This is a genomic window from Streptomyces sp. SP18BB07 (assembly GCF_036322545.1).
Classification (GTDB): domain Bacteria; phylum Actinomycetota; class Actinomycetes; order Streptomycetales; family Streptomycetaceae; genus Streptomyces; species Streptomyces deccanensis.
Genome location: NZ_JAQYWT010000102.1, coordinates 1 through 436, shown reverse-complemented (window position 1 = coordinate 436; position 436 = coordinate 1). Strand labels below are relative to the sequence as shown.

The following is a 436-nucleotide window of genomic DNA, read 5'->3' as shown; positions in this document are numbered from 1 at the left end:
TTGACGACTCCCCGGGGCCTATCGTGGCCTCCCACGTCCTTCATCGGTTCCTGGTGCCAAGGCATCCACCGTGCGCCCTTAAAAACTTGGCCACAGATGCTCGCGTCCACTGTGCAGTTCTCAAACAACGACCAACCACCCATCACCCCCGGCAACAACCGGAGTTCACTGGGGCCGGCACTGAGGGGACGTTCATTCCCTCAGACACCCAACAGCGTGCCCGACACCCTCGCCACTCGTGATCAGCGTTCCACACTCCGAAGAGCAGTACTTGCAGCCCGAGATGACCGACGGTGCCGAATAATCAACGTTCCACCCATGAGCAACCAGCATCAGACGTTCGCTGATGATCTGGCCTCTGGACTGCCGTAGCAGCCTAGAAGTGCTCCTTAGAAAGGAGGTGATCCAGCCGCACCTTCCGGTACGGCTACCTTGT

At 59.2% G+C, this 436-nt stretch carries 1 rRNA gene; it reads right to left on the bottom strand.

What is annotated here, in order from left to right:
* Positions 1 to 92: ribosomal RNA gene (locus PUR53_RS00300) — 23S ribosomal RNA — on the bottom strand; the annotation flags it as partial.
* Between the last annotated feature and the right edge of the window lie 344 nt (positions 93 to 436).